Genomic DNA, 19527 nt, shown 5'->3' on the forward strand with positions numbered 1-19527 from the left:
CAGAGCCGTGACCCGGCAGTTAAAGGCGGGTCAGGCGCGGCGCCTGCTCCCTGTTGAGCGCGTGGCTGTCGATGGCAGAATAGCGGCCAGTGCCGCCATTCTGCCAGTTATTAGCGCTTCTCCTGAAACGCCTGCCAGGTCAGCAACTGCAGACTGGCAGAAAAGTAGTTCTGATCCGCAGCCAGCTTATCGCTCAGATAGCCGGTTTCATTCAGCGTCAGGTCACGTACCGCCAGCAGCCCGCCCTCAAGATGGTAAGGTGCTGGGGCATTCGCCAGCACGTCGAACCAGGCGGGTGTCAGCATGCGGCTGTAACCCTGCCAGACGCGCTGAAACGGCACCAGTGCCAGACTGTGCGGGTCATACCACCAGATGTTCAGCGGCACGCGAATCGCATCGTAACTGAAGCGGTTCGAGTAGCCGACGGCCGGGGCAACCGAACCGTCGGCATTCAGTGCGACCCAGTCCATTGGCAGCCCGGTTTTGCCAAAGCTCAGCTTACCCAGCAGATCAAAGCCATCGTTAATCAGCTTATCCCAGACCTGAAGATGGCTGTGTTCACCAAACTCGCGCCATGCCTGAAACAGGAAGTAAGAGGGATTGAGCACCACATAACTGACTTTGTTAAAGCCCTGCGCACCCGGCAGCATCACGGTGTGGCCGCCAAAGCTCGTGACATCCAGCCTGATAATGGCGCGCTGAATACGGTCAGATTCCTGCTGGTAGCTCTCCACCTGCCATTTCTGTGCAGCACGCTGTAGTGCCCAGGCCAGCAACACATCGCCATCCGCGGCGTTATTCTTGTCGGCGACCGGGTTGTCACTGCCCGGCACGTAGCGCCAGTAAAAAAGCTCGGTCTGCGGATTACGCAGCTGGCTGCGCGTCCACTGCCACAGCCGATCGAAGGTGGCGCGATCGTCGTTGGCCACCGCCAGCAACATGCCATAACCCTGGCCTTCGGTATGACTGACGTTGTTATTGGCGGTGTCAGTGATCCGCCCTTCTGAGGTCACAAAGCGACTTTTAAAAGTCTCCCAGCCGCTGGCACTCGCCTGCGCGCTGCAGGCCAGCAGTAAAACAGAGCAGAGCCAGACCCGCCAGAGTGGATTACGTTTCATTTCCGATCCTATTGATATCGATAGTGCAGCGTGCTGCCATCGTTGAGTTCAAGCGTAACCGGCACAATGCTGCTGCCGCCCTGGCCCTGCAACCAGCCCGAAAAAAGTCCGGCCATCACCGCACCAAACGCCGCCTGCCAGTCAGCTGGAGAGTGGATGTTGTCGCCTGCCGGTAAGGCGTGACAGGCAATCAGCAGCGCCTTCTCTTCCGGCTGAAGCTGCACAAAGCCCCAGTTAAACCGCGCCAGTTGCAGATTGCACTCGCGCTCCAGATCCTGCACGGTACGCGACTCTGGCAAAGGATAGCGGGTCGCCAGCGATTCCCCCCATCTTATAGAGAAAGGTTTCCGCCTCCTGCTGACCGGCGTTGGCGATCATCCCGTCAATCAGCACGCTGACCAGGTCAAACCAGCCTGGCTGATAAGGATGCGATACCCCCGAATGCTCACTCATTACTTCTCTCCGAACAGGTAACGGACATAGAGCTGTGCGCTGCTTTCGTTGTAGTCACCAAAGGTGTCATAACCCAGCTGGCCGCCAATCGTCACATCTTTATTAAGTTTGTAGTCCGCCCCGGCGTGCAGGTTGTAGCCGATGCCGTTTTTGCTGCCGCCGGAGTAGTAAGCGTCTTTCACGCTGCCGCTGGCGGCAAGGGATTCCAGCTCTGACTGCAGGCTGGCATCCGACGGGAAGTACGCGCTCTTATCCTGACTGTAGGTCTGATAACCGGCTGCACCGCCAATATTCACTTTCAGATCGTCAAACTTGCGTGAGAACTCTATCGGGAACGAGACCGACGCATAGTTCTGCGGGCTGAAGTAGCCGCCCTGACCGTAGCTGAAGTAGCTGAGGTTCTTTGAGAAGTCCATCCACGACAGGCTCATGCCGACTTTCAGCTCGCGATCCTCAGTGTGGAACGGACGGACGTAGGCGCCGGCTGTTGCCTGCAGGTTGTTGTTGCTGGCGACATTCTCGCCGAGATAGCTGTACGCGCCCGCACCAGCATAGAAGCCGGCATCGCCATTGTCGTAGCTTAACAGGGCGTTAGCGCCGTTTTTGGTGACGCGTCCCCAGCGTTTGCCACTGGTTTTATCTTCTGCGCCGACGTAAGAGAGCAGGCTGTCGGTAATCGCGCGGCGCTCACCGGTCAGGATCAGCGTCAGGAAGTCGGTGAGTTTCGGTGACCACTGTACGCCCCCGACCAGAGTACTGAGATCCTGGCCCAGCGGCGTACTGCCGATATCCACTTTATAGCTGTCGCCCTTCAGCGCCAGATTCAGCTCCACGCCCGAAGCGGTTTGCGAATCGGTGGTGGCGTTCGGCAGGTCATTCACCGTTGCACCGCCTGCAGCCACCACCCTGCCCTGACTCAGCGCATTAGTGCCGAAACGGCGCCAGGCATCGGCTGCGCCACTGCCCGCCGTAAGTGAGACCGGCGTGGCGGTAAAGTCGAGGCGCGCCGTTTCAAACGGCACGGTAGAGAAGGTCAGCGGCGCTTTGGCTTCCGTCAGCTTGCTCAGGCCCGACTCGCCATCACGCCCGCGCACCTGCACCATGCCCTGACTCCAGCTGCCGGTTTTTTCCTGCAGCGAATCCATCATGGTGTCGACGTCGTGCAGAATCTGTGACTGTTGAGCAACGGTTTCGCTGCCCGCGGCCGGTTCGCCCTGCGTCTTCACGCCAGCGGCAACGCCCGCCGGTGCCGCCTGCCAAGGCAGCACGGTGCCGTAGCTGGATGGTGAACGTCCCACCGGCGAAGTATCACGGTTGATAAACGGATTATCCGCCAGCGCCAGTCCGCCCACGGTCGGCACGCTGCCAGGCTGCGCGCCCTGCAGGCCAATCAGCTGACCGCGCGCTGAACGCAGATAAGCCATCGCCTGAGAATGCTCGCCATTGGCTTCCGCGACCCGCGCCAGCAGCAGCAGACGATCCGGTGTCTGAGTCGTACTGTTAAGGCCGCGACTCAGCTCATTAGCGCGCTGCACATTGTTCTGCGCCAGCGCGACGTTGATGGCCCCGACGCGCGCATCCTGCGTCGGCGTATCCTGGGTCATCAGGTAGTCATAGACCACGCCCGCATCCCGGTTCATCTTGCCGTCCTGGTAGAGACGGGCCATCGCGAACATCAGATCGCGGTTCTGCGGATCCTGCTGCAGTGCACCAATCAGCTTGTCATACGCCACCGCGTACTGACGCTGCTGCCGCAGACGATCCACTTCGTTTATCAGATAGCCATTGCGAATACCGGCCAGTTGCGTTGGCGTACTGCGCGCCTGCAGTTCCGGATTGCTGAGGAAGCGCTGCGCCTCACTGCCGAGGCCCGCCTGATTCAGTACCGTCATCTGCGCGGCATAATCGCCCGCATTGCCCTGCACGCCACGCTGCAGGTTAGTCCGCACCACCGAAACGGCGCTGGTGAGATCGCCCGCCTGCGCCAGCTTCTGCGCCAGGTTTCCGGCATCAACCGGGTTGGTGGGTGGATTAACCGTGAGCGCCTTCAGGGTATTGGCGGCGGCAGCCGTCGCGCCCTGCGCCAGATACTGGTCGGCCGTGCTCATCTGCAGATTGAAATTAACCCGCTGCGCCAGTTCACGCATCGCCGCCGTCTTCGCGTTAGCGGGAATACGCGACAGCAACGTGCTGGCCTGCTGCCAGCCGCCGCTTTCGCTGGCGTTAAGCGCACCGGCATACAGTTCGCTGGTGCTGGCCCCGTTGCGCATCACCGGCTGCATCACGTTGGCCGCCAGCAGCGTGTCGCCCTGCTGACGATAGAGCCGGGCTAAATCGAGCCGCAGCCAGCCATCCGTGGGATAACGCTGAATACCCTGCTGCAGCGTCGCGATGGCAGCGGCATTGTTACCGGCCGCCAGTTGACGCTTCGCCTGCTGACGCAGCGCATCGGCTTCATTGGCCCGTGGCGTGACGCTCTGGCGTACGCTGTCCGGCAATGCACCCAGCAGCGTGTTAGCTTCGGTGCCCCGATTCTGCTGACGCAGAACGTAGAACAGTCCCTCTTTGGCGCTGCGGTTATCCGCATCGCTTTGCAGAATAGTGCGATAGAGTTGCTCCGCCTGCTGTGGCTGATTGGTGCGGCGCAGCACGTCGGCGCGGAACAGTCTGGCGGCCAGCCCTTTTTCGCCGTCAGCCTGCACCAGCGGTTCGCTTAATGTCAGCGCCTGCGCCGTGTCTCCGCTTTTCAGTGCCTGCTGGGCGCTGGCCAGCTGTGCATAAAAACGCGCATCGTCAGCCTGCTGCTGACGCGATGAACCCTGATCGCCGCCGAGCTGAGCAGACCGCTGCAGATAATCCGCCGCTTCCTGATAACGTCCGGCTCGCTGGGCCACATAGCCCATGCCCGCTAACGCATCGGCATCCTGCGGATTCGCACCCAGTACTTTTTCAAAGCTGGACTGCGCACCGCCGACGTCACCGCTGTTCAGCGCGCTGAATCCGGCCCCTTTTTCTGCGCCGCCGACGTTTTTACGGTAGTAGTCGATGACGGCGGAGTCCTGCGGATGACGTTGCTGCCAGGTCTGATAGAGCGCCGCATCTGACGGCTGCGGACCGAGCCACAGCAGCGCCTGACGCAGTGAGCGGTCGGCATCCTGATTACCGCTCGCCAGCGAACTCAGCACCTCAATGCCTTCGCGACGGGTTGTTTCCTGATAGGTCAGCGCTTTACCCAGCGCCAGCCGTGCGCCGGTGTCCTGCGGATGCTGAGCCGCAAACTGGCGCAGTGCCTCAACCGCCTGCGGCAGCAGCGTACGGTCGCCCGCCATAGTGAGATAATATTCTGCCGCGACGCTGGGTGGTGGCGCATTGCCGCTGAAGGTGTTGCGCCAGGTCTGTAACGCCGCCGGAATATTGCCGCTGCGCGCCTGCTGACGCGCCAGCGCAAGCTGCGCCTGCGGAATGGTCTGCATCTGGCGCGCGTTATCCAGCTCGCCAAGATGCGGATCGTTGGGGGAGACCTGACTCAGACGGGCGCGATACTGCGCCGCCGCCGCAGTGTCGCCACCCTGCTGTGAATAGAGCGCCAGCAGGTAGAGCGCCTGAGTGTTGTTGGGTTCAACCATCAGCACCTTTTGCAGTGAGGCTGTCGCCAGGTCGTCATGCGCTTTCTGATGCCAGTAAGAGGCCTGATCGAACAGCGCCTGCAACGCCGGGTTGGCGCTTTCCGCCGCCAGCAGCGGCTGTGACAGGGCCAGCGCACTGCCCAGCAGCAACGCCTTACGGATACCGGCACTTAACAGATTTTTTTTCATTATTATTATCCTTACTTCCTGCCGGAATCACGGTCCTGCTTAGGGTTCAGACGTCGCCAGGCGTGACGCTTCAGCATCACCCAGGCCGCACTGCCCATCAGCGCGGAGAGCAGCATCGCCGCCACCGCCAGCAGCACCGAGTGCTGGTTGGCATACCACACCACCATCATGTACCAGGGCAACTCACCGCTGGGGAACTGCGCGCCGACGCGGAAACTGCGAATGCCGTTTTCATCGGTAATAATCGCGGTATCGCCACGAATGCCGGCGTTAATCTGCGCTGAACTCAAATCGTTATGCAGTCGCAACAGCTGATCGTCGCTGGTTGCCACCGTCATCACCACCAGCCGATCGCGGTTCCATGGCGATCGATAGCTGAGGAAGCCTCGCCACGCTTCGTTGGAGGAGAAATAACGATCGGCATCCAGCTGCTGACGACTCCAGTCACCGGTCAGCCAGCCGCGTAATTTTTCCAGCGTATCGGGCTCTTTCACCCCAAAGGTGCTGCCAGTCGCGTCATAAGGGGAAGCCGCCAGCATCGCCTGGTTAAAGGCGCTGTTGCCGGTGGTGCTCACCGCCAGCAGATCGCTCTGCTGTATGCGCGCCAGATGGGTGCCGCCAGTCGGCAGGCCAAACAGTACCTGATTCTGTGTCAGCGCCAGACCGGTGGCTTTACCAGCCCGCGCCGCCAGATCCAGCAGCGTTGACAGTTCAGCATCGCTGGGCGTTTCCGGCAGCAGCAGCGTGGTCTGGCTGAAATCGGCCAGACGTGAGAACGGGAAAGAGGCACCCACAAAGTAAGAGAGGTTCGGCAGCATGCTGAAGTGACGGGTATGGCTCAGATCGATCCATGAATCCTCTTCAATCCGGCTCTTGATGTTGTTGTTCAGTAACACACCGCAGGGCGCATCAGCCCGCGGTTTGATATTGAAGTAGAGCGCCAGCTGGTTATCGCCATAGATCAGGTAGGGTTCGAGATTAAGCTGATACTGCTCCTGACGCGCATCACCGCCCAGACGGTGCCAGGCGTTCTCCAGCAGGCCGACTTTGTTCACCGTCAGATTGCGCAGAAAAGTACCGTTGAGCATGACGTTAAGGAAGGAATTATCCTCATCGATCCAGCTTTCAGACGGGAAGCGGTAGTGCAGATTGACCGGCACTGTGTCGCCATCCCACAGGAACAAATCAGGCGCGGCGCGGAAGTTAACACGCAGCGCATCATGCCAGATGCCGCTACTGGTCAGACTCTGATCTTTACGCAGCAGTTCGCTCAGTCGTACCGGACGGTCAGTGTTAATCCAGCGCGGGGCATCGTAAGGTTTGCGGTTTGCAATAGTCTGTGCGGGGACCTGCAGATGACTCTCATCCGTCGTCAGTGGCTGCGTCGTCAGACGGTTCGCCGCCTGACGCAACTGCTCCTCATTGTTGCCACTGACCAGCAGCAATTTGTAAACCGGATTATTGGGATTATCCACCACCTGCAACATCGGACCGTTACTGGCCGGGAAAGTCAGGGTGCCGATCCGGTCACCAGGATGACCAAACAGGATGCCGTTGTGTTCCGGCAGTTCGCCGCGCACCACCGGGAAACGGATGCCGCGATAATCACTCTGAATGCCGAGCCAGGATGTCACCAGTGCCGCCGCGCTGACAGCATCGGCTGAAACATGACTGGCAAAGCCCACCGTCACGGTGGACGCCGTCATCCGCTGAGGATCCAGGAAGGGGCGCGGGAAATTACGCAGGCTGGTGCCGATATTGAGCTTCTGACCCTCAAGGTGCAGCGATGTGTTCGGCAGAATGGTGACCTGATACTGCTGTGCGCTCTCTCTTTCACACAGCAACTTGTCCGCATCATTGATTTTAAAACTCAGATTGTTCGCCGACACCACCATCGCCGCCGGAATATCCAGCTCATAGTCGCTGACATCGCTGTCCGTCGCACCCAGCGGCAGCGTGCCGAGCGGCTGACCATTCAGCATCAGTTGCAGCGACGTATTGCGTGCCGCCAGCGCAGCTGAGACGCGCAGCGTCAGATTAAGTCGCGCATTGGTGATGACTTCATCGCCGGGCAGGGTAAAGGTGATGCCCGACTGAAGCTGGCCGCCGGTCAGCGTGATGCCGCGCGACTGGCCCATCTGGGCCACTGAAATAACACTACTGATTGGCTGATTGATGGCAGCCGCGATCGGCGGCTGCGCTTCTGCAACCGGTGCAGCTACCTGACCTGGCGCGTAGGGCAGCGCACTGGCGGCCGCTTCCAGCGCGGGATCGGCACTGCTCAGGCCCTGCGGCAGGGGCACCGCGGACAGCGCGCTGCTGTCCTGGGTCACCGCGCCGGTGGCGGCCATCGGCGCGGTGGTCTGGGCAGAAGCCGCCGCCTCACCGGTCGATGACGCGGTCTGAGGCGTTGAGGCCGCGTCACCGGTCACTGAAGATGGCTGAGTTCGTGATGTCGCCTCGCTACCTGGGGCGTAAGAGGCGTTCACCGGGGGTGCCATGGCATTGGGTGATGCACTCTGAAGCGCCGATGCCGGTGCAGATTCTGCGGACGGTGTCGCAGATGGCGCATTTGCCGCAGGTGACACTGACGGCATTGCAGACTCTCCACCGCTGACCGGGGCGGCTACCTGGTCTGAACCTGCCGTCTGGGTGGAACCATTATTTATGGGTGCCACAGATGCCGCATCGCTGGCCGGAGCCTGATTTGTCGCGGGTGCACTGACGGTGGCATCGGCAGGCTGCGTGGCGGAAACGGCATCAGACGGCATCGGAGCCGGACTGTTTACCGGCGCACTGGCAGGCTGCGTGGTGGAAGCAGCATCAGGCGGCGTCGGAGCCGGACTGTTTACCGGCGCACTGGCAGGCTGTGTGCTGGAAACAGCATCAGGCGGCGTCGGAGCTGAACTGTTTACCGGCGCAGCACTGCTGTTATCAGTAGCAACCGGCGTTTCCGCGCCAGCGGGCGTCAGCCATAACGCTGCGGTCAGTGAACTGGCCAGCAGAATTTGCGTCAGGATCTTCATGCCGCCCCATCCTCTTTCGCCGCCGCAGCAACCGGGTCGACATTTTTACGTTTATCGTGGCGGCCTTTCCAGGTCAGCCAGAACAGCTCAAAGACGGTACGGATAATAGTGCCTAGCGAAATCAGCGGGTTGTCCTGCTTATACTCCGGCTGAATCCAGGCATCAGCACGAGCCAGCACCACACGGACCAGTTCGCGACGACGCGCCAGCGGCATCGCCTCAAAGCGCAGACGGATGCTCTCATCATCGCCGGAAATCTGACTGACCGGGATAGTGATCGCGCCGGATTTCAGCAGCAGATCAATCTCTTCAATCTCATCAGTTTCATGACGTCCATCGGGTGCATCAAGCTGCGCGCCGCCCATCGAAAGGTTGCTGGTCTGGGTGCGCGATGAAATGCCGCTGGCGTAATGAATAATCGCCGGGATTTGCACTTCAACACGGATGGTTTTACGCACCTGCTTGGTTTCGCGCGCCACGGCAATCGCCGCCATCAGAATGATCAGGCTGAAGATCGCCCAGCCGACGTTGAGCGCGATAACGTAAGGATCGACGCCAAAATAGTCATGCATCACGGCGCGCACCACGCCGGCTACAATGCCAATGCCCAGCAGCAGCGCCACAATCACATGCGGACGCACAATGTGGAAATCGAAGAAGCCCTGATCCAGCACGCCGCCTTTATCGGTCACGTTAAACTTGCCATGTTTTGGCGACAGCAGGGTCAGAATGGTCGGGATCACCAGATGGAAGCACATCACCGTCTCATAAATTTCACCCCAGAAGGTGTAACGGAAACGGCCATTCATCCGTGAGTTAACGTAGAGCGACATCACCAGATGGGGCAGCACATAGGCAAAGATCAGCGAGGCCGATGAGTGAATAATATTCAGGTTAAACAGCAGGTAAGCCAGCGGTGCGGTCAGGAAGGCAACGCGTGGCAGGCCAAACTGGAAATGCAGCATGGCGTTGAGATAGCAAAGACGCTGCTGCCACTTCAGGCCACGGCCAAACAGCGGGTTATCGACGCGGAAAATCTGTGTCATGCCACGCGCCCAGCGGGTACGCTGAATGATATGCAGGCCCAGACGTTCTGTTGCCAGACCGGCAGCCAGCGGGATCGACAAAAAAGGCTGAGCCCCAGCCCAGTCGCTGCATTTTCAGGGCGGTGTGTGCATCTTCGGTCACGGTTTCAACGGCAAAACCGCCAATCTCTTCCAGCGCTGAACGACGGATCACCGCACAGGAGCCACAGAAGAAAGTGGCATTCCAGTTATCATTACCCTGCTGCACCGGGCCATAAAACAGCGAGCCTTCGTTTGGAATGCTGCGTGCTGCGCGCAGGTTACGCTCAAAGGGATCGGGAGAATAGAAGTAGTGCGGCGTCTGTAGCAGCGCCAGCTTCGGATCTTTCAGGAACGGTCCGACCGTCGCCTGCAGGAAGGTGCGCGTCGCCACGTGGTCGCAGTCGAAGATGCAAATCAGCTCACCTTTGGTGATTTTCATCGCATGGTTGAGGTTCCCGGCTTTGGCATGTTTATTGTCGTCACGGGTGATATAACCCACGCCGACATCCGCCGCAAAGCGGGCAAACTCGCTGCGCTTGCCATCATCCAGCAGATAGACCCTGATTTTGTCACGCGGGTAGTCGATACACTGCGCTGCGAGTACGGTGTCGCGCACCACATCAAGACTTTCATTGTAGGAAGGCACATAAATATCGACCGTCGGCCACAGGCTGGTGTCGTCCGGTAAGGGTTCGATGGTGCGTTTTAATGGCCAGGTGGTTTGCAGGAAGCCAAGAATTAAGATCAGCCAGACGTACAGCTCCGCCAGATATAAGCCAATGCCTAAGATAGCTTCAACTTCGGAATTAAAGTGCAGCGTCTCGGTGGTCCGCCACCAGATATAGCGGCTGGACATCAGCGCAGAGAGAACCACCATCACCACCGTTATTTTGCGGCTCTTGCTGAAACCCAATAAAAACATCATGCCGATGCTGATCAGACCAAAAATATACTGTTTCTGGCTGTCCATTGGCGTAATGATGATCACCGCCGCAACGGGTGCAAGCACCAGCAGCAGCAGGTAAAACCCGATTTTACTCATGATTCACCCTGAGAAGAGCTGTGTAAGTCAGTCGCCTGGCAGAAGCCGACTAAAAGTGGTTTGTGCGGATGGGAGCCTGAACTTCGCCATTACCCACGGTGATATTCAGAATGCTGCTGACCCTTTTCGCGATCAGTTCAATATCAAATGCCGCTGCCGAGGCGGGACTGAAATCATAAACAGACTGCTGCGAAGCATTGGCTTCACCTACACTTTCATCACGGTGAACCACGCCCAGTAAATTATCGCCCAGGCGCTGCTGCATAAACGCGGTGACATCGCGATTGATATTCCGGCGGTTGTCACACTGGTTAAGGATGAAATAGTGACCCTGCTTATTATTGAGAGGCTTACCGATCATCCGGTTCTCTTCAATCTGCGGTAATAACGATACTGATGCGGTATCGGCTAACATCACCACTAAATGCATATCGGCCAGCGCCGTCATTGCTTTAAGGGCGGGGCCCGGGCCCGGCGGGAAATCAGCCACGATCACCAGACCAGGATAATTGAGCACCGTATCCAGACCGCGCTTAATAAAGTGGGGATCTTTCATCAGGTTCTCTTCGAACCGTTCGCGCTGCGGCTCCGTGACGTCGCCATAGGGCAGCACAAAGATATTGCCGCCAGTGGTAAGAATCGACTGGCTCCAGTCCGCCTGCTCTTCTGAGCGCGCCACAAATCCGCGGCCATCATGAAGCGGCACGCCAAAGTGAAGACGCAGTGCATTCTGCACATCAAAATCAATCGCCAGAACTTTGCTACCGGAACGCGCCAGACTCCAGGCCAGATTCGCCGCCAGCGTGGTTTTCCCCACGCCCCCCCTTCGGCGAGCACACACAAACTAATGGCATAGCGCAATCTTCTCCAGTAACGGTTTGAGTAAGGTTTCTTTCGGCAGATTAATCTCGCGCGAGCGGAACAGCGCACCAAATCGTCCTGGCTCAGAATGGGTGGCGGTAGGTGCGACGACGGGCTGTAGCTCCGCCACGGTGGCAGGCCGGACCGGCTCAGCACGCAGCGGGGTCGCAGGCTCAGCCACGGCCACTTTTTGCAGTGGCGGCGGTGGCGGAAAGAGTGATGAAGGGCCGCGTTCAGTCGTGCTGGTTGCTGGCAGGTTACTGCCTGACAGGCTATCGAGAATCGAGGTGCGAGCTGCCATTGCCGGTTGCGCAGTGAGTGCGGTATGTCGTGCCGGTGCCCCAGGCGGTGGAGCCGTAAACTCATCACCACGCAGCGGCTGAGGTTGCGGCAGGTCAATACGCTCGCCGCCGCCAAACGGTGTCTGATGTTCTTCTTTCGCCAGCTGGCGAATCAATGCCCATTTACTGTGTTCCGCCGCTTCCTGCGTCTGGCCAGACATATCTTTAAAGTCGATGTCGAGCGTTTGCGTTTTCTCTTTAAAACGCTGCAAATCATCGTAATTATTCTTCATTGGCCATGGCCTGCAACAAGGTGGGAATTTTCCTGGAATATAACACATCCCTTTAATATCAGTCAGAAAAACCTGATTACAAAAAAAGCAATTTCAATCAAATTGTTTAATCATAAAGATTCAATAGTGGCGGAATAAAGCCTCTGCTGAGTCATTGCCGCTGATAATTAATAAGTAATACTTAAGTTAAATTCATTAGCACTGTTTTAATAATTTTTCAGAAAATACCGCTCTTACAACCTCTGGCACTGCCAGGCTGACTCCTGTAAACAGCGTTTCAAAGAGCGTTCAGGCTGCCGCAGGCGCAAAAAAAATCGCACTTCTGCCATAAGTGATTGAGGCTATTTATCTTTTTTCACTGCAAATATCGCCAGAAGAAAAACAGGTTAAGACTGATAACGGAAAAAGAGGAGGAATAACCAGAAAGTGCTCGCTGACCTGCCAGCAGTGCGGCTTGCAGCTGAGTTGAGATAAAAAAAAGGCTCCAGAAAGGAGCCTTCGGCTGGGGAGTTAAGATCGCGAACAGGCTCAGGGGGGCATACGCCTTAAGCAAAGACGCAAAAGACGCCATCCCTGGCAGGCTCAGCGCGGGCGATTACGCACCTCATCCCTGAGGGGCGCCCGTAGCCGGGCCAACGCGTTGCGTTGTTCAAAAACGCTCCCGGCGTTTTTAGTACGCACCTCATCCCTGAGGGGCGCCCGTAGCCGGGCCAACGCGTTGCGTTGTTCAAAAACGCTCCCGGTGTTTTTAGTACGCACCTCATCCCTGAGGTGCGCCCGTAGCCGGACCAACGCGTTGCGTTGTTCAAAAACGCTCCCGGCGTTTTTGTCCGGGGAGCGCAATGTTTTGCTACAGGCCTGTGCTCCCATCGCTTTCAATTTTGTGCGGTCTGTAAACACCAGAATGCGCTGCCAATCCTCAGTTGACCTTTTCTGCCACGCCGACCGGTTGATTCTCATCCTGATCAACCGCGAAGCAGGCAATCTCCTGTCCGCCATAGTTTTTCAGCTTCGGCTGCAGCTGCACGCAGGTGCCAAAACGTCGGTGGCAGCGCGCATTAAAGGCGCAGCCCGGCGGCGGATTAAGCGGGCTGGGCAGCTCGCCGGTCAGCTTAATGCGCTCACGACGGTCGTCAGGATTCAGACGCGGCGTCGCTGACAGCAAAGCCTGAGTATAAGGATGGCGCGGGTTGGCAAAAATCGCCTCTTTGCTGCCCTTCTCAACGCACCGGCCGAGATACATCACCATCACCTCATCGGCAATATGTTCCACCACCGACAAATCGTGCGAGATAAAGACATAAGAAAGCCCCATATCCTGCTGCAGATCCATCATCAGGTTAAGCACCTGGGCACGCACCGACACGTCGAGCGCCGAAACCGGCTCATCGGCAATCAGGACGTCCGGATCGAGCATCAGCCCACGTGCGATGGCGATACGCTGACGCTGCCCGCCTGAGAACATGTGCGGGTAGCGGTCGTAGTGCTCGGTTTTCAGGCCGACTTTTGCCATCATCTCCAGCGTCTTCTCGCGGCGTTCCGCGCGGGTCAGCTGGGTATTAATCACCAGCGGCTCTTCCAGAATCTGGCTTACTTTTTTGCGTGGATTGAGTGAGCCGTACGGGTTCTGGAACACGATCTGGATTTTCTGGCGACGCAGCTTCTGCGCCTGGGGATCATGTTTCAGCAGATCCTGACCGTGCCAGTAAAGCTGCCCTTCGGTCGGGGTTTCAATCATCGTCAGCAGGCGGCCCAGCGTGGATTTACCACAGCCTGACTCGCCTACCACCGCCAGCGTTTTGCCGCGTTCCAGATTAAAAGAGACGCCATCCAGCGCTTTGACCAGACGCTCCTGACCAAACAGCCCCTTCTTCACCGGGTAGTGCTTCTTCAGATCAATCGCCTGCAGCAGGAACTGATCTTTAGTGGTTTCATGACTCATAAGTTGGTCTCCCGGCATCGTCCAGCGGATAGTGACACTTGGACTGGCGTCCTGGAATGGTGCGCAGTTCAGGTTCTTCCTGACGACAAAGGTCAGTCGCATAGGGGCAGCGTGGATTAAGCAGACAGCCAATCGGGCGGTCATACTTGCCCGGTACCACGCCAGGCAGCGAGGCCAGGCGTGCTTTATCGGCCGCGAACTCCGGCAGCGCACGCAGCAGCGCCTGCGTATAAGGATGGCGCGGCGCCTTAAAGATATCGGTCGCTTTCCCGCTTTCCACCACCTGACCGGCATACATCACGATAATGTGGTGCGCCGCTTCTGCCACTAACGCCAGATCGTGAGTAATCAGGATCAGCGCCATGTTCTCCTGCCGCTGCAACTCCAGCAGCAGTTCGATGATCTGCGCCTGAATGGTCACGTCGAGCGCCGTGGTCGGCTCATCGGCGATTAACAGCTTAGGCCGACAGGCGATCGCCATGGCAATCATCACACGCTGGCTCATGCCGCCCGACAGCTGGTGCGGATAGACATCGAGCCGTGACGCGGGATCGGGAATACCAACCTGATTCAGCAGGTCGATCGCCCGCTGACGCCGGGTGCGTTTATTGCCACCCTGATGCACCTTGATCGCTTCCATGATCTGGAAACCTACGGTGTAGCAGGGATTCAGGCTGGTCATCGGGTCCTGAAAAATCATCGCCACTTCGGCGCCCACCAGCTGGCGGCGCTCACGTTCGGAGATGTTCTGCAGGTCGCGCTGGTTAAACTCCAGCTTCTCAGCCATCACCTTGCCGGGGAAATCGATCAGCCCCATGATCGCCAGGGAACTCACCGATTTACCGGAGCCGGACTCACCCACGATACCCACGACCTGGCCCTGCTCAACCTGATAACTGATGCGGTCAACCGCACGGAACGGTGCTTTATCGTCGCCGAAATGCACCGATAGTTTGTCTACATTTAATAACGCCATCTCGGTGCCTCTTTACTGCTTGAGTTTCGGGTCGAGTGCATCACGCAAACCATCGCCCATCAGGTTAAATGCCAGCACGGTAAGCAGAATGACCAATCCAGGGAAGGTCACTACCCACCAGGCACTTTGCGCATACTGCAGGACGTCGGAGAGCATCGTGCCCCACTCCGGCGTTGGCGGTTGCGCACCCATACCGAGAAAGCCCAGCGCCGCCATATCGAGAATGGCGTTGGAGAAACCTAATGAAGCCTGCACGATCAATGGTGCAAGGCAGTTAGGCAGAATATTCACAAACATCTGGCGCAGCATACCGGCACCGGCCACGCCGGAGGCGGTCACATAGTCGCGGTTCACTTCCACCAGCACCGCCGCGCGGGTCAGACGGATATAGTGCGGCAGCGCCACAAAGGTCAGCGCGATAGAGGCGTTAACGATCGAAGGGCCAAAGATGGCGACCAGTACCAGCGCCAGCAGCAGGCTGGGCAGCGCCAGCATGATATCGACGACACGCATGATGATGGCATCGACCACGCCGCCGAGATAACCGGCCAGCAGGCCAAATATCACGCCGAAAATCAGTGACAGCACCACCACCAGACAGCCAACCAGCAGCGACAGGCGCGCGCCGTACATCAGACGCGACAGCACATCGCGGCCTACATCGTCGGTGCCCAGAATGTAGCTCCAGCTGCCGCCTTCCTGCCAGACCGGCGGATGCAGCAGCGCATCGCGGAACTGCTCAGCAGGGGCATGCGGGGCCAGCACATCGGCAAAAATGGCGCACAGCAACACAATGATGATGTAGACCAGGCCCACAACGGCGCCCTTGTTACGTTTAAAGTAGTGCCAGAATTCCTGAAACGGGGTCATCGGCTTGGGTGCAACGGTAACGCTGCCGGGATCAACAACAGACATGATGCCCCCCTTATTTCTTATGACGTATGCGCGGGTTAACCACGCCATACAGCAGATCAACCAGCAGGTTGACCACAATAATCAGTACTGCTGTCAGCAGCACCCCGCCCTGCACCACCGGATAGTCACGGCGCTGCAACGCTTCAATTAGCCAGCGACCCAGGCCCGGCCACGAGAAGATGGTTTCGGTCAGAATCGCCCCGGCCAGCAAGGTGCCGACCTGCAGGCCGATTACCGTCACCACCGGCAGCATGGCGTTTCGCAGCGCATGCACCACGATCACGCGCATCCGCGTCAGGCCTTTGGCACGCGCAGTACGGATGTAATCTTCACCCAGCACTTCGAGCATCGCCGATCGCGTCATTCGCACAATCACCGCCAGCGGAATGGTGCCGAGCACGATGGCAGGCAGGATCATGTGCATCACCGCATCGTGGAAGTCGCCCGGCTCCCCCCCAGAAGAAGGTATCGATCAGCATAAAGCCGGTCAGCGGCATGGTGTCATCCAGGAAGACGGTGTCGCCGACCCGCCCGGAAACCGGCGTCAGGTTGAGCTGTACCGAGACCAGCATGATCAGCATGATGCCCCACCAGAAGATCGGCATGGAGTAGCCGGTCAGTGAGATCCCCACGGCGGTGTGATCGAAAATCGACCCCCCGCTTCACGGCAGCCATGACCCCAACCGGGATACCAATGGCCACGGCAAATATCATGGCGCAGATGCCGAGTTCCAGCGTCGCTTTGAAGCGCGGAACAAACTCATCCCAGACCGGGATGCGGCTCTTAAGTGAAATGCCCAGGTCACCATGTAATACGCCGTTAATGTAGTTCAGGTACTGTTTCCACAGCGGCTGATCCAGACCTAACAGCGCCATTAACTGTGCATGGCGTTCAGGAGAAATACCGCGTTCGCCCGCCATGATGAGTACCGGATCGCCGGGGATCATGTGAACAAATGCGAAGGTGAGTAATGTAATACCGATAAACGTTGGGATGACAAGGCCCAGACGTCGGAGTATGAACTGCAGCATAATCCGGGTTCTCTCTTGTCCGCGCGACCGTCGCCGCGAGGGTAGTTATTGCTTACATCTGACGATCGGGTAGGCCCGACCGCGACGCAGACAGGCTGCGCCTCTACCGTTTCCAGTAAAACAGGGAGATAAAGCCGGGGCGACGCGCAGCCGCCCCGGAAAAGGCGACAATTATTCTTTAATGTCTACCTGAGCAAAGTAGTGTCCGCCCAGCGGATCGACTTTGTACCCGGAGACTTTCTTGCTGACCGGTTCGTATACCGTTGAGTGCGCGATCATCAGCGCCGGTACCTGGTCATGCATCACAACCTGTGCCTGCTTGTAGTACTCGATGCGCTTCGCCTGATCGGCGGTGGCGCGAGCTGGCTGAATCTGATCCTCAAAGGATTTATCACACCAGCGCGAGTAGTTAGAGCCATCTTTTGCCGCTGAACAGCTGAACAGGGTGGCCAGGAAGTTATCCGGATCCCCATTGTCGCCGGTCCAGCCCATCATGACGGTCTGGTGCTCGCCTGCTTTGGCGCGCTTCAGATATTCGCCCCACTCGTAGGTGACGATTTTGGCTTTGACGCCAATCTTCGCCCAGTCGCTCTGGATCATCTCAGCCATGCGGCGCGCATTCGGGTTGTAAGGACGCTGAACCGGCATTGCCCACAGGTCAATTGAGAAGCCGTCTGCCATGCCCGCTTCTTTCAGCAACGCTTTGGCTTTCTCAGGATCGTAGGCGTAGTCTTTTACGTCGTCGTTATAGCCCCACATCGTTGGTGGGATCAGGTTTTTAGCAGGCTGACCTGCACCCTGATAAACGGCTTCGATAATCGCCTTTTTGTTGACCGCCATGGTCAGTGCCTGACGCACTTTCAGGTTATCCAGCGGTTTTTTCTCAACGTTGTACGACAGATAGCCGACGTTCAGGCCAGCCTGCTCATACAGGTTGATGTTTTTGTCCTGCTTCATACGCGCGATGTCAGCCGGGTTTGGATAGGGCATGACCTGACACTCGCCCTTCTGCAGCTTGGCGTAACGCACTGAAGCATCCGGGGTAATGGAGAAGACTAAGCGATCGATTTTCGGCTTGGTGCCCCAGTAATCCGGGTTAGCTTTGTAAAGGATGCGCGAATCTTTCTGGTACTGCAGCAGCTGGAACGGACCGGTACCGACCGGATTCAGGTCGACGTTTTGCGGGGTGCCCGCTTTCAGCATGTTGTCAGCGTACTCTTTCGACAGAATCGAGGCGAAGTCCATGCCGAGGTCTGCAAGGAACGGCGATTCAGGACGCGTCAGCACAAAGCGCACGGTGTTCTCGTCCACTTTTTCAATTTTGCTGATCAGCTTCGGCATGTCCATGCCTTCGAAATATTCGTAGCTGCCGCCGGAGACGCCGTGATAGGCGTTGTTTTTATCCAGCTGGCGCTCAAAGGTGAACACCACATCATCCGCATTGAAGTCGCGCGTCGGTTTGAAATCTTTGGTGGTCTGCCACTTCACGCCTTTGCGCAGGTGGAAGGTGTAAGTTTTACCGTCTTCACTGACATCCCACTTCTCTGCCAGCGCAGCGTGCAGTTCGGTGGTGCCGATAGTGAACTCAACCAGTCGGTTGTAGATCTGACGTGAGCTGGCATCGTAGGTGGTGCCCGAGGTGAACAACTGCGGGTTAAAGCCTTCCGGAGAACCTTCAGAACAGTAGACCAGGGTTTTTGCCTGAACACCGGCGGCGACAGTCATAGCAATCAGGCTCAGACCGACCTTCAGCATCCCGGATTTAGCCAGGGAGTTGATCATGCTTTTGCTCCATTGTGATGTGATGTTGTGTGTATTGCCCGACCTCTGATTTTTTTATGCGGTTCAGGCGTACCACCGAACAGGTGGTTAAAGCACGCTACGTTTTTTTTGTTTTTTCTTATGCAGATGGTGCATTCAGAAAATTCCGTAACTGTGCGTTTATTGACGCATCAATTTGTCAACAGTTGCAAAGAACGTCAATACAACGGTTACTTATTTACACAGAGTGTGAGGGATAGCATGCAACGGTAATAAAAACCCTTTCGGCCTAAAAGCCATACAATGCACAGCGCTGCTGGTCTGATTTCCGTGCATTGTGCTGGATGGTTGTTCTATCGCTAGTGATTCTCACCGCTAAAAAACTTAAAACTTTTACCGGCAAATGTTGAATAACTGAACGATTCACCGTGCGTTATGACGTTCATCCAGCGGAATATGCTGGTAAAGAAGCATAAGAAATCAGCATGTTGCCGCTTTCGGTCATAAGAAGAATGTGTCGCGAATTATGATCGCATCTCTTATATGGCAAGGCCTGCCAGCGGGTAAGTGATGATAACAACGGCTGGTAAACGGAATGCGCGGTGGATGGGGTTTACTGGAACTTTCTGGAAAATCATAGCCAGAGGCTGAAAGCGAGGGAAGGTTCAGGGAAGAGGATGTGGCATGAATGGCTGTCAGATCGAGACTGCTTCGGGAACACGGTCAGATCGGAAAGGCGCTTAAACCATCCCTGGACGCTCGGCCCACGCCGTCCATGGCGTGGGACGCTTTCCTCCTCTGCCCCTGTTCCCTTCGCCTTAAGATTGTTGATTGCTGTCAGCGTCACTCTGGTTTGGATCTGTCAGCTGTCTGAGATGCTTCTGTAAGTACCTGATGCGTCTGCCAGACGTATGCTCCCTGAAGCCCGCTCAACGGTAAATCCGT

The 19527-nt window shown here is 57.5% G+C and carries 8 protein-coding genes and 4 pseudogenes; all 12 read right to left on the reverse strand.

All coding sequences use genetic code 11. From position 1 onward, the window contains the following. Positions 1 to 110: 110 nt before the first annotated feature. The gene (locus JNO11_RS19010) at positions 111 to 1118 is read right to left on the reverse strand and encodes a glycosyl hydrolase family 8 (protein ID WP_031590334.1); all 1008 of its coding nucleotides are present in this window, start codon (positions 1116 to 1118) and stop codon (positions 111 to 113) included. A gap of 8 nt (positions 1119 to 1126) precedes the next feature. Further along, positions 1127 to 1571: pseudogene (gene bcsD / locus JNO11_RS19015) on the reverse strand (cellulose biosynthesis protein BcsD). Continuing rightward, positions 1571 to 5386 carry a cellulose synthase subunit BcsC-related outer membrane protein gene (locus tag JNO11_RS19020; protein WP_325177596.1) on the reverse strand — a complete coding sequence of 1272 codons (3816 nt, stop codon included), beginning with the start codon at positions 5384 to 5386 and terminating at the stop codon, positions 1571 to 1573. The pseudogene bcsD and the gene JNO11_RS19020 overlap by 1 nt, the downstream one beginning before the upstream one ends. 11 nt (positions 5387 to 5397) lie before the next feature. Next, positions 5398 to 8412, reverse strand: a complete 3015-nt coding sequence (bcsB, locus tag JNO11_RS19025) for a cellulose biosynthesis cyclic di-GMP-binding regulatory protein BcsB (RefSeq protein WP_325177597.1) — start codon at positions 8410 to 8412, stop codon at positions 5398 to 5400. Further along, positions 8409 to 10521 (reverse strand): annotated as a pseudogene (bcsA, locus tag JNO11_RS19030) (UDP-forming cellulose synthase catalytic subunit). The gene bcsB and the pseudogene bcsA overlap by 4 nt, the downstream one beginning before the upstream one ends. A gap of 49 nt (positions 10522 to 10570) precedes the next feature. After that, positions 10571 to 11375, reverse strand: a pseudogene (bcsQ, locus tag JNO11_RS19035) (cellulose biosynthesis protein BcsQ). Continuing rightward, a complete protein-coding gene (gene bcsO / locus JNO11_RS19040; RefSeq protein ID WP_187494912.1) occupies positions 11366 to 11956 on the reverse strand; it encodes a cellulose biosynthesis protein BcsO in 591 nt (196 codons plus the stop codon). Before bcsO ends, bcsQ begins: the two are co-directional and overlap by 10 nt. A gap of 919 nt (positions 11957 to 12875) precedes the next feature. Next, positions 12876 to 13898, reverse strand: a complete 1023-nt coding sequence (dppF, locus tag JNO11_RS19045) for a dipeptide ABC transporter ATP-binding subunit DppF (protein WP_022624835.1) — start codon at positions 13896 to 13898, stop codon at positions 12876 to 12878. After that, positions 13888 to 14874, reverse strand: a complete 987-nt coding sequence (dppD, locus tag JNO11_RS19050; RefSeq protein ID WP_010257423.1) for a dipeptide ABC transporter ATP-binding protein — start codon at positions 14872 to 14874, stop codon at positions 13888 to 13890. The genes dppF and dppD overlap by 11 nt, the downstream gene beginning before the upstream one ends. 12 nt (positions 14875 to 14886) lie before the next feature. Beyond that, complete coding sequence (gene dppC, locus JNO11_RS19055) at positions 14887 to 15789, reverse strand: dipeptide ABC transporter permease DppC (protein WP_010671643.1); 903 nt, start codon at positions 15787 to 15789, stop codon at positions 14887 to 14889. A 10-nt stretch (positions 15790 to 15799) separates the two neighbouring features. Next, a pseudogene (gene dppB, locus JNO11_RS19060) lies at positions 15800 to 16821 on the reverse strand (dipeptide ABC transporter permease DppB). Between the two features lie 171 nt (positions 16822 to 16992). Beyond that, the gene (gene dppA / locus JNO11_RS19065; RefSeq protein WP_010671642.1) at positions 16993 to 18603 is read right to left on the reverse strand and encodes a dipeptide ABC transporter periplasmic-binding protein DppA; all 1611 of its coding nucleotides are present in this window, start codon (positions 18601 to 18603) and stop codon (positions 16993 to 16995) included. Between the last annotated feature and the right edge of the window lie 924 nt (positions 18604 to 19527).

The sequence above is a fragment of the Pantoea sp. 1B4 genome (assembly GCF_016925765.1).
In the GTDB taxonomy this organism is placed as follows: Bacteria; Pseudomonadota; Gammaproteobacteria; order Enterobacterales; family Enterobacteriaceae; genus Pantoea; species Pantoea agglomerans.